This is a genomic window from Litoreibacter janthinus (assembly GCF_900111945.1).
GTDB classification, from domain to species: domain Bacteria; phylum Pseudomonadota; class Alphaproteobacteria; order Rhodobacterales; family Rhodobacteraceae; genus Litoreibacter; species Litoreibacter janthinus.
Genome location: NZ_FOYO01000001.1, coordinates 860,750 through 870,750, shown reverse-complemented (window position 1 = coordinate 870,750; position 10,001 = coordinate 860,750). Strand labels below are relative to the sequence as shown.

General features: G+C 56.0%; 11 protein-coding genes (1 of these 11 cut by a window edge). 3 read left to right on the top strand and 8 right to left on the bottom strand.

Annotated features, from left to right (window positions below):
• From msrP to BM352_RS04385, 3 genes are all read right to left on the bottom strand, one after another.
• On the bottom strand, positions 1–662 hold the 5' portion of the coding sequence (gene msrP, locus BM352_RS04395) for a protein-methionine-sulfoxide reductase catalytic subunit MsrP (RefSeq protein WP_090213012.1). It extends 250 nt beyond the left edge of the window; the window shows 662 of its 912 coding nt (coding positions 1–662); the start codon lies at positions 660–662; the stop codon falls past the left edge of the window.
• 121 nt (positions 663–783) lie between these two features.
• Positions 784–1,176 (bottom strand): GNAT family N-acetyltransferase, encoded by a 393-nt coding sequence (locus BM352_RS04390; RefSeq protein ID WP_175500618.1) that lies wholly within the window; start codon positions 1,174–1,176, stop codon positions 784–786.
• Positions 1,177–1,470: 294 nt separating this feature from the next.
• Positions 1,471–2,958, bottom strand: a complete 1,488-nt coding sequence (locus BM352_RS04385) for an FMN-binding glutamate synthase family protein (RefSeq protein WP_090213007.1) — start codon at positions 2,956–2,958, stop codon at positions 1,471–1,473.
• 260 nt (positions 2,959–3,218) lie between these two features.
• Here BM352_RS04385 and BM352_RS04380 point away from each other — a divergent pair, with 260 nt between their 5' ends.
• A complete protein-coding gene (locus BM352_RS04380) occupies positions 3,219–3,701 on the top strand; it encodes a fasciclin domain-containing protein (protein ID WP_090213005.1) in 483 nt (160 codons plus the stop codon).
• A gap of 51 nt (positions 3,702–3,752) precedes the next feature.
• On the opposite strand, the gene clpB is transcribed toward BM352_RS04380, so the two are convergent.
• A complete protein-coding gene (gene clpB / locus BM352_RS04375; RefSeq protein WP_090213003.1) occupies positions 3,753–6,368 on the bottom strand; it encodes an ATP-dependent chaperone ClpB in 2,616 nt (871 codons plus the stop codon).
• A 220-nt stretch (positions 6,369–6,588) separates the two neighbouring features.
• On the opposite strand from clpB, the gene BM352_RS04370 reads away from it, so the two are divergent.
• Together BM352_RS04370 and pyrF are read left to right on the top strand one after the other, a co-directional pair.
• Positions 6,589–6,903, top strand: a complete 315-nt coding sequence (locus BM352_RS04370; RefSeq protein ID WP_090213001.1) for a hypothetical protein — start codon at positions 6,589–6,591, stop codon at positions 6,901–6,903.
• A 58-nt stretch (positions 6,904–6,961) separates the two neighbouring features.
• Positions 6,962–7,651, top strand: a complete 690-nt coding sequence (gene pyrF / locus BM352_RS04365; protein ID WP_090212999.1) for an orotidine-5'-phosphate decarboxylase — start codon at positions 6,962–6,964, stop codon at positions 7,649–7,651.
• A 62-nt stretch (positions 7,652–7,713) separates the two neighbouring features.
• On the opposite strand, the gene BM352_RS04360 is transcribed toward pyrF, so the two are convergent.
• From BM352_RS04360 to BM352_RS04345, 4 genes are all read right to left on the bottom strand, one after another.
• A complete protein-coding gene (locus BM352_RS04360; protein ID WP_090212996.1) occupies positions 7,714–8,001 on the bottom strand; it encodes a hypothetical protein in 288 nt (95 codons plus the stop codon).
• Positions 8,002–8,281: 280 nt separating this feature from the next.
• A complete protein-coding gene (locus BM352_RS04355) occupies positions 8,282–8,581 on the bottom strand; it encodes a hypothetical protein (protein ID WP_090212994.1) in 300 nt (99 codons plus the stop codon).
• Positions 8,581–9,471 (bottom strand): SPFH domain-containing protein, encoded by an 891-nt coding sequence (locus BM352_RS04350; RefSeq protein ID WP_090212991.1) that lies wholly within the window; start codon positions 9,469–9,471, stop codon positions 8,581–8,583. Before BM352_RS04350 ends, BM352_RS04355 begins: the two co-directional genes overlap by 1 nt.
• Before the next feature lie 89 nt (positions 9,472–9,560).
• Complete coding sequence (locus BM352_RS04345) at positions 9,561–9,968, bottom strand: NUDIX hydrolase (RefSeq protein WP_090212988.1); 408 nt, start codon at positions 9,966–9,968, stop codon at positions 9,561–9,563.
• Positions 9,969–10,001 lie beyond the last annotated feature (33 nt).

The following is a 10,001-nucleotide window of genomic DNA, read 5'->3' as shown; positions in this document are numbered from 1 at the left end:
ATGGACTTGAACCCGTATTTCCAAGGCACAACGAGCCGTAGGGGCGCGCCGTTCTGGTTGGGGATCGGTTTGCCGTAAATTCCCGTCGCCATAATAGTGAGCGGGTGCATGGCCTCGTCCAAACGCAGACCTTCGCGGTAGGGCCACGGGATAAAGCGGCGCTTCTGGCCCCACATCTCTTCAGGGCGAAGCAGCGTTTCAAACGACACGTATTTTGCGCCATCCTGAACACCTGCCATATTCAACAAGTCGGCCAGTTCGAAACCATTCCACGGGATGACCATCGACCACGCTTCGACACAGCGGAATCTGTAAATCCGTTCTTCGACGGTCATCGCGGCCATGATGTCTTTGAAGGAGTACTTGCCCGGCTTTTCAACCAGGCCGTCAATTTCAACCTCCCACGGATCAGTCGTCAGTGCCCCTGCATATTCGGCAGGGTCGGACTTGTCGGTGCCGAACTCGTAGAAGTTATTATACTGTGTAATCTCTTCCCACGCGTTGGGATCTTCGTTTGTCGAATACTGGGACGCCAGTGATGGGCCCGCGATACCCATTGCCGCCAACGCGGAGGCGCCGGTCATAAAAGAGCGCCGGTTCAGGAATACGTTTTCAGGAGTGACGTCATTCCAAGTCAGATCTGATTTGAACCGGTTTGCCATAGTAGGAGTGTCCTCGCCTTTGCATGTGCTCCTTATGACCTAGCTCATCCCTCCTTCAAAACCAAATGAGGCTTCCTCACGAAACTGTTGGAATGATTTCAATGCACGCGCCCTGCTGCGCTCACCCAAACAGTTCTGCGTATACCGACATCGGCGTCGGCCAAGGCGGGTCCAGCGTCGCCTCGACTTCTCCAATGTCAAAGTCCAGAACAGCGTCGTGCTTCTTGGCCAAACTTTGCATACGCATGTTCTCCCGCAGGCATTGCATGTGCACTTTCTTAATTCCCCGGTTCTGCGCAGCCGAGATGAGGCGATTGAGCAAGGCGTCACCGATGCCTTCATCTTGCCAGGACGGCTCGACCAATAGGGCGACTTCAGCGCTCCAAGGCCACACCTTAAGAAGGAAGCGAAGTTCGGCAACACCACGCAATTTGCCATCAGGGAAAGCCCCAAAGGCAACGGCATCGAGTGACAAGACGTGTTCGGCATAATCTTTTACGAACGCGTCGCTCACCAAACCTCCGAAGCGAAGGCGCCTTGAGGCCGTATCAAGCCTCTGGAAGTGATCGACCAGACTGGGCTGGTCAGCTTGCCACAAGCGTCGAATGTGCGGCTGCAGTGTAAAAGTGCCGGAATTCACAGGACCGAGCCTTTTTTGGTGCCCCAGTTAAAACTGGGCGCTGTGATCCCCTCTTGACCTAAACCTAATGCTGCATCGCAGCGTTTTCCAGTACTGTGGCTCAGGGTTCGCAGAAAATTGATCTCAGACGGCCACGGAGCCACACCCTTTACGGCCCGCGATATGCGCCTAAACGCGATCCTTTAGGGGATAAAGCACATCCATACCGACTGACTTGCCCGTGTCCTGTACGATACGAACATGCTCGCGCCGCATTTGGCGCGGCTCTGATACACCGACGGAGTGGGCAATCAGTTCCACCTCTTTCACGATGCCTTTGGCGTAGTGCGCGACCTTCTTATATTTGTCCTCTGGCACAAGCCCCTTCTGGAACCTCGGGTCGTGGGTTGTGATGCCGGTCGGGCAAGTGTTCTTGTTGCACTTCAGTGCTTGAATGCAGCCAAGGCTGAACATGAAGCCCCTCGCGGAGGTTACGAAATCCGCCCCCGCTGCCAGCGCCCAAGCCACATCACCCGGCACCATCAGCTTGCCGGATGCGATCAGACGGATACGATCTTTCAAACCATATTCTCGCAGCAGGTTCGCCACTTCCGGCAAAGCCTCTTTAATAGGAACGCCGACAAGATCCATAAGTGGCAGAGGTGCAGCACCAGTTCCGCCCTCCCCGCCGCCCAATGTGATGAAGTCAGGAGCCTCGTCTCGTTGCAACACAAGATCAAACAGCTCGCGGAATGGCTGGTCCGAGCCGAATACTGTTTTAATACCGGTCGGCTTGCCGGTGATTTCGCGCACATGGGCGATCATGTCCAACAGCTCGGCGAAATTCGACACTTCGACATGACGATTGGGCGAGATGCTGTCTTGGCCCTCGTCGATCCCTCGAATTGCCGCGATCTCGGCGGTTACTTTGGCGCCGGGCAGGATGCCGCCTTTGCCGGGCTTGGCGCCTTGGGCCAGTTTGATCTCGAACATCTTAACTTCTGGATGTGACGCGACCTCGCGCAGCTTTTCGTCATTTAAGGACCCATCCTTATGCCGAACCCCGTATTTGGCGGTCCCGATCTGAAACACGATGTCTGCGCCACCTTCTAAGTGATAGGGGCTTAGCCCGCCTTCGCCCGTGTTCATCCAGATGCCCGCTTCTTTCGCGCCGCGCGAGAGCGCGGTGACCGCGGGCCTAGAGATGGCACCGTAGGACATACCTGACAGGTTGAAGAAGGATTTCGCCTCGTAGGGGTGGCGCGCAGCGGGTCCAATTACCAACGGTTCCGATGACGAGAACTGGTTATCCAAAGGCGGGAACGCCGCGTTTACAAATAGCGGCGTTCCGACCACCGACAAATTGCGTGTGGAGCCGAACGCAACTGTGTTCCCCTCACCCGTTGTCGCACGGTTCACCCAGTCGCGCTGCGCCCTATTAAAGGGAAGTTCTTCGCGATCCATCGCAAAGAAGTACTGGCGAAAGAACTCGCCTAGCTCTGTAAAGATGTGGCGGAAGCGCCCGATGACGGGGTAATTGCGCCGGATGGCATCGCTGGTTTGGGCGCGGTCGATAACGAACATGATCAGGGCCAAAAGAACCAACAGCCCAATCACCCCCACGAAGGCCAGTGCCATCACTTCGATCACCCAGCCAGCCCAGTCAAACATCCACATTTCTGCCCCTCTCAAATCTGTCCCGCTACTGTCGGATGCGTTTGGAATACAAGCAAGTGAAAGGTCGGCGCAGCCCTTGGCGATCACAGTCGATAACAAGAATGTCACTGGAAACCGGAATTCCGCGCGGCTTAGTCCGCCAGCCCTTCTGATCAAGCCAAAATAACCTCCAACCGGCGGCATCCTGCCAAGGGTTTCGTGCGTATCGGTTCCGATGCTCAATCACGGGCGTCTTTTGTAATACTACGGGAGACTACGAAATGATCCGCAGAACTTTTATCGCTTTGACCGCCGCCGCTGCCCTGACCGCGCCAGCTTTCGCTGACGGCCACTCCAAAGATATCGTCGACACTGCAGTAGGCGCTGGCAGCTTCGGCACACTGGTGGCCGCTGTTCAAGCCGCAGGTCTGGTTGACACACTGAAAGGCGAAGGCCCGTTCACGGTATTTGCACCAACGGACGAAGCATTCGCGGCCCTGCCAGATGGTACGGTCGAGAGCCTGCTGCTGCCAGAGAACAAGGACCAACTCACCGCGATCCTGACTTACCATGTGGTAGCCGGCAAAGTCATGTCGGGCGATCTGTCTGACGGCATGACCGCTCCGACTGTGCAAGGTGGCGAGATCACTATCAAGACCGAAGGCGGCGTTATGGTGAATGATGCCAATGTTACCGCGGCTGATATCGAAGCCTCGAACGGCGTGATCCATGTCATCGACAAAGTCATCATGCCGGCAAGCTAAAATGCTTGGGCTGAATTAAGAAAGGGCGCCGAAACCGGCGCCCTTTTTCGTTTAGTGAACCACTGCGTCTTCCGGCTTGGGCCTGTTGGACGCACTCACGCGACCCCCAACTAGAAGACCTTCGGGACCGACGCTTACCTCGACCGTAGAGCCATCGAGAACTTCGCCAGCCAAGATCATCTCGGCCAATGGATCCTGCAACGAACGCTGGATTGCGCGCTTCAAAGGACGTGCACCGAAGACGGGATCGTAGCCTTCGTCGGCCAGCCATTGCTTGGCGTCTTCGTCCAGTGCCAGCACGATCTTTCGGCCAGCAAGCCGTTTTTCCAAACGGGCCATCTGGATGTCCACGATCGCGTTCATGTCCTCGCGGGCAAGGCGATCGAAGATGATCGTCTCATCCAGTCGGTTCAGAAACTCGGGGCGGAAGTGGGCCCGCACCGCATCCATGACGTCGCGTTTGGCCCCGGCCGCATCCGCACCATCAGGCAGTTGGCTCAGTGCCTGCGCCCCGAGGTTGGAGGTCAGGATGATCAGTGTTTGCTTGAAGTCCACAGTCCGGCCTTGGCCGTCCGTCAGAACACCGTCATCGAGCACTTGCAACAACACGTTGAACACATCGGGGTGGGCTTTCTCGACCTCGTCGAATAGCACAACCTGATAGGGTCTGCGCCGCACGGCCTCGGTCAGAACACCGCCCTCGTCATACCCGACATAGCCCGGAGGGGCACCGATCAGACGAGACACGGCATGCTTCTCCATGAACTCGGACATGTCGATCCGCACCATTGCGCTATCATCGTCGAACAGGTATTCGGCGACCGCTTTGGTCAGCTCTGTTTTACCGACGCCGGTTGGTCCAAGGAACAGGAACGAGCCCAGAGGCCGGTTCTCGTCATTCAGCCCAGCCCGCGCACGGCGCACCGCGTTCGAGACCGCCTGCACAGCACTGCGTTGCCCGATCACACGACGACCAAGCTCTTCTTCCATACGAAGCAGTTTGTCGCGTTCGCCCTCCAGCATTTTGGAGGTCGGGATACCGGTCCACCGCTCCACCACACTGGCAATCTGTTCGGGCCGCACGGCCTCTTCGACCATCTGAGTTTCTTCGCGGCTCTCCGCTTCTACTAGCGCTTTTTCCAGCTCTGGAATCACACCATAGGAAAGCTCACCCGCTTTGGCGAGATTGCCTTCGCGTTTGGCGATGTCGAGCTCAGCCCGCGCCCTGTCCAGCTTTTCCTTCAGATCACGTGCGCCCTCCAGCTTGTCGCGTTCTGCCTGCCAAGCCGCCGTCATCTCGGACGAGCGCTCTTGCAGCTCCGCCAGCTCTTTTTGAAGCGTCTCGAGACGATCCATGGAAGCCGCATCATCCTCTTTTTCCAAGGCAGCGGCTTCGATTTGCAATTGAAGGATCTGGCGATCCAGTGCGTCCAGTTCTTCCGGTTTGGAATCGACTTCCATCCGCAACCGTGATGCAGCCTCGTCAACAAGGTCGATGGCCTTATCTGGCAAAAAGCGGTCGGTGATATAGCGGTGCGACAGTTCTGCCGCAGCGACCAACGCACTGTCCGAAATCCGGACGCCGTGGTGCAGTTCGTACTTTTCTTTGATACCGCGCAGGATCGAGACAGTGTCTTCAACAGTTGGCTCTTCCACCATCACAGGCTGGAAGCGCCGCGCCAAAGCCGCGTCTTTCTCAACATGTTTGCGATACTCGTCCAAAGTCGTCGCGCCGACGCAGTGCAATTCGCCTCGTGCCAAGGCGGGTTTCAGTAGGTTGGAGGCGTCCATGGACCCTTCGCTTGCGCCAGCACCGACCAGCGTGTGCATCTCGTCGATGAACAAGATGATCTCGCCGGCAGCGGCAGTCACTTCGGACAGGATCGCTTTCAAGCGTTCTTCGAACTCGCCGCGATACTTCGCGCCTGCAATCAACGCGCCCATATCCAAGGACATCAGTCGCTTGTTGCGCAGGGATTCAGGCACGTCGCCATTCACGATTCGCAGTGCAAGACCCTCGGCAATCGCAGTTTTACCCACGCCCGGCTCCCCGATCAAAACAGGGTTGTTCTTGGTGCGGCGCGACAGAACCTGCATCGTCCGGCGAATTTCTTCGTCCCGGCCGATGATCGGGTCAATCTTGCCTTCACGCGCAGCTTCGGTCAGGTCGCGTGCATATTTCTTCAGGGCGTCATAGCCTTCTTCGGCATTGGCGCTATCCGCGGTGCGGCCCTTACGAACATCATTGATGGCAGAGTTCAACTTTTGCGCCGTCACGGCACCCGCGTCCAACGCGTCCTTTGCAGGGCTTTTGACCATCGCCAAGGCGCAAAGCATGCGTTCAACGGGCACAAAGCTGTCGCCAGCCTTCTTCGCCAGTTTCTCCGCCTCGTCCAGCACTTTGCCGGTTTGGCTGTCCATATAGACCTGCCCGCCAGAGCCAGTGACCTTCGGGATTTTACCCATAGCCAGTTCAACGGCTTCTTTCACGCGCGCAGGCGCTCCGCCAGCAGCGGAAATCAGGTTGGAGGCGAGTCCTTGCTCGTCGTCCATGATCGCTTTGAGTAGGTGTTCAGGTGCAAGACGCTGGTGATCCTCACGCATTGCGATTGTTTGCGCGGCCTGGATGAATCCTCGGGCACGCTCGGTGAATTTTTCCAAATCCATTGGGTACGTTCCTTTCATTAAGCCTTTGTCGAATTGTAGCCCGCTAAGCGGCACTGTGCTTTGACAAACCTCAAATCGTAGATGGGGTGCGACTTCCGCACGCTCAAGGGGTGTGATCACAAAATCCCGACATTACAGCGATTCACTGCCTTGTGACCGAGCCTGAGTGGCGACGGAACCTTTCCGTTCCTACGTTGTTATTAAGGAAAAGGAGGTAACTATGAGCAGTTATCAAACAGAAGTGCAAAACCTGAATTACAACGCCGCAACGCGTTGCTTCGAAGCTTTGGTCGTATTCCACGAGGGGCACGAAACCCGCAAGGTTCCAATCTCGGCACCTTTGCCGATAGACACCGATTTCAGTGCAGTCGCTACTGTCTTGGTCAAAAGGGCAAAAGCACACCGTGCGAAGGGGCGGGCGAAATTCATGTCTCGGTCGCCGATCAAGCAAACTGGGCGGTTGGTTCATCTGAACGATATGATCCGCCAGTTTAAAGACACTATGGGCCTGTCGGAAATTTCCACCGCAGCTTGACGGAAAGGCCTCAGACATGCAGCTAAGGGAAAACCCCTAGCTGCAAAGGCCCTCCCCCATGTCTGATGACCGCCTGATCGTCGCGATCGACCTTCCAAACGCCCTTGCTGGGCTTGAATTGACTCAGCGCTTGGGAGACAGCGTTAGTTTCTATAAAATCGGCCTCGGAATGCTGACTGGCGGTGGCCTCGCGCTCGCCAATGAGCTCAAAGACGAGCATGGTAAGCGTATCTTCCTCGACATGAAGCTTTTCGACATCGGCGCTACAGTCGAAGCTGCAGTGCGCGGCCTTGCGCAATTCGACCACGACTTCCTGACTGTACATGGTGATCCGCAAGTGGTTCGTGCAGCAAAAGAGGGAGCGTCGGGCACCAACTTGAAGATCTTGGGCGTTACTATCCTCACCTCCTTGGACCGGTCGGATTTAGACGACGGGTGCATCAAGGCGGGTGACCTTCGCGAAATCACATTGGAACGCGCGGCCAAGGCTTTTGAGGCAGGTGCGGACGGTGTGATTGCATCCCCACAAGAGGCGGCGATGATCCGTGCCCTGCCAGAAGCCGCGGGACGGTTGATTGTGACCCCTGGCGTGCGCCCGTCGGGATCGGCCCTTGGCGATCAAAAGCGTGTTTCGACCCCTGCCAGCGCGATTGGCGACGGCGCGGATCATATCGTCGTCGGCCGACCGGTCTGGCAGGCGTCGAATCCTCGCGATGCGGCGCAGGCCATTTTGGCGGAGCTTCCATAAAAAACGGGCCCCTCGGTTAAGAGGAGCCCGTTTGAGGTCTTGGGAGGAGGAAGACCTTTGGATTAGTTCAGAATGCGCTCGGCGGCGGAGTCGTTGCCCAGTGCGAAGAACGCTTGAACGTTGCGGCTGACGTCGGTGCCAGCAATTTTTGCGTTCATTTCAGCGGCAGACTCGTTTGCGGAGATGCCAACTTTCAGGGCCTGGTTCAGGTTACCGGTCGACGTATCCCCGATGGTCAATTCAGCGGCGGAATCGTTGCCCATTGCGAAGAACGCTTGTGGATTGCTCACTTCTGCAAAAGCAGGTGCGGTTGCGGTCAGGGCGATAACAGTTGCGATGATGGTTTTCATTTTGTGTACTCCAGTTTCGTTTTTCAGGTTCAGCGTTGTTGCTGTTGATGAACCTAATTTGGAGCTTGGAGCGATCACTCTCAATGAACAGTTTGTTGAGAATTGCGCACGACTGGTGCGCGCATGAACAGAGTTTGTGCAAGAAAGAGCAGCGCCTCACAAGACCGTCAGAAATGGACACAATGAATAATTTTATGAAACTATTTTGGTGTTAGAAGCGTGTATCCCCGCGCCAAGACGACACGGGGATACACATTTTCTGAATTGTCAGAAAAAGGAATCAGTTTTCGTTGATGTCTTTGTCCCAGACTTTGACTTGACCGTCGCGCCGTCCAAAATACTGGCGCAAGGCCAACCAGGTCACCAACGACATCCCGCCATAGATTGACAGGGTGACAGGGAGTGAGTCCATCATCGCCTGCGCGGGGCCTATGCCGGACGCGAACACAATTCCCATTGCGGCCGCCGCCAAAGCGAAGCCCAACAAAATGTATCCCGGCAGCAGAATCTCACACACGCCCAGCGCCAAAGCCAAAGCGAACCAGACCCAGTATTGGTTCCAGAGAATGTATTGTTCCATCAGGTCCTCCCTTTCAGAAGTTTGAAGGCATCGCCGAACGCATCCAGCACGCTTGTCGGCATCAGAACGGTTTGCTTGCCTGCACCCTTGCCGACTTCAGTCAGCGCCTCGACTTGCTTCAGCGCCACTTGGTATTGCGCAGCCTCAATTCCGTTCTCTTGAATCGCAGCTGCAACCACGCCGGTCGCATAGGCTTCAGCATCCGCTTGGATGCGGCGCGCTTTGGCAAGTTGCTCAGCCGCATAAAGCTGCGCGTCGGCATTCAGTTCGACCGACCGCTTGGAGCCTTCTGCTTCGGTCACCTGCGCACGACGCGCGCGCTCCGCGTTGAGCTGCTGCAACATGGCTGCGCGAGTGGCCTCATCAAGATTCACATCAAGTATTTCAGCGCGGGTAACTTCAATACCCCAGTCATCCACGATGCGCTCCAGGGCGCCCTGAATGCGTTGGATCAACTGTGCGCGGTTCGACTGAACCTCATCAAGTTCCAGCGTACCAATCTCGGACCGCACGATACCAGCAACAGTCGTCGCAATCGCAGCGTCGATATCGCGGATACGATAAACTGTCTTTTCCGGCTCAATGATGCGGTAGAAGACACTGCTTTCGACTTGGACCAGCACGTTGTCCGAGGTGATGGCATCCTGTCGGTTGGTTGGCAACTGACGCTCAAGAATGGAAATCTTGTGCGCAACGCGGTCGAGAAATGGCACAATAAAGTTGATGCCAGGCCCAAGGACCGAACGGAGACGGCCAAACCGCTCTACTACGTGTTTTTCGCTTTGCGGGACGATCCTAACGCCTGCGAGGACGACAACGACCAGAAAAACGAACAAGAGCAAGAACACAGCATTATTGCCCAGAAATCCCAAAATAATGTCTTCCATCATCAAAGTCCCTTCACTGTTATAATGGATATATGGGGTCCCAAAGGCGCGTTTAGAAGAAAGAAACGGTCTGTTTCGTCCGATATCGGAGGCTAGAGTCTTTCCAGATACAGTCGCAGGCGGGTTTGCAGATGTGGAATCGCATCATCGCGGGCCAGATAGTCAGTAATGGCCATGAGAGCCCAGCGTTGCCCCTCATCCCCGAAGACCACGTTCGATTCAGACCCTTCGGGCAGATGGGCCACGAAGAAATATGCAGTCCCCGCCGGAGCGTTCGTTTGATAAGCCGTTTTCCCGACCAATTGGTTCCGAGTCAATTCAAGCCCAAATTCCTCTTTCAACTCGCGTACGGCACAATCCTCAGGAGTCTCACCCTTTTCGCACCCTCCTCCCGCGAAGTCCCAGCAAGCAGGAAACGGGATATCTTTAAAATCGTCGCGTAGGGAAACCAGCAGGCGATTCCCGATAAATACCGCAACTTTCGAGCCGTGAAATTCCATCTCTCTTATGTAGCATAAGATTGCCGCGCTAAT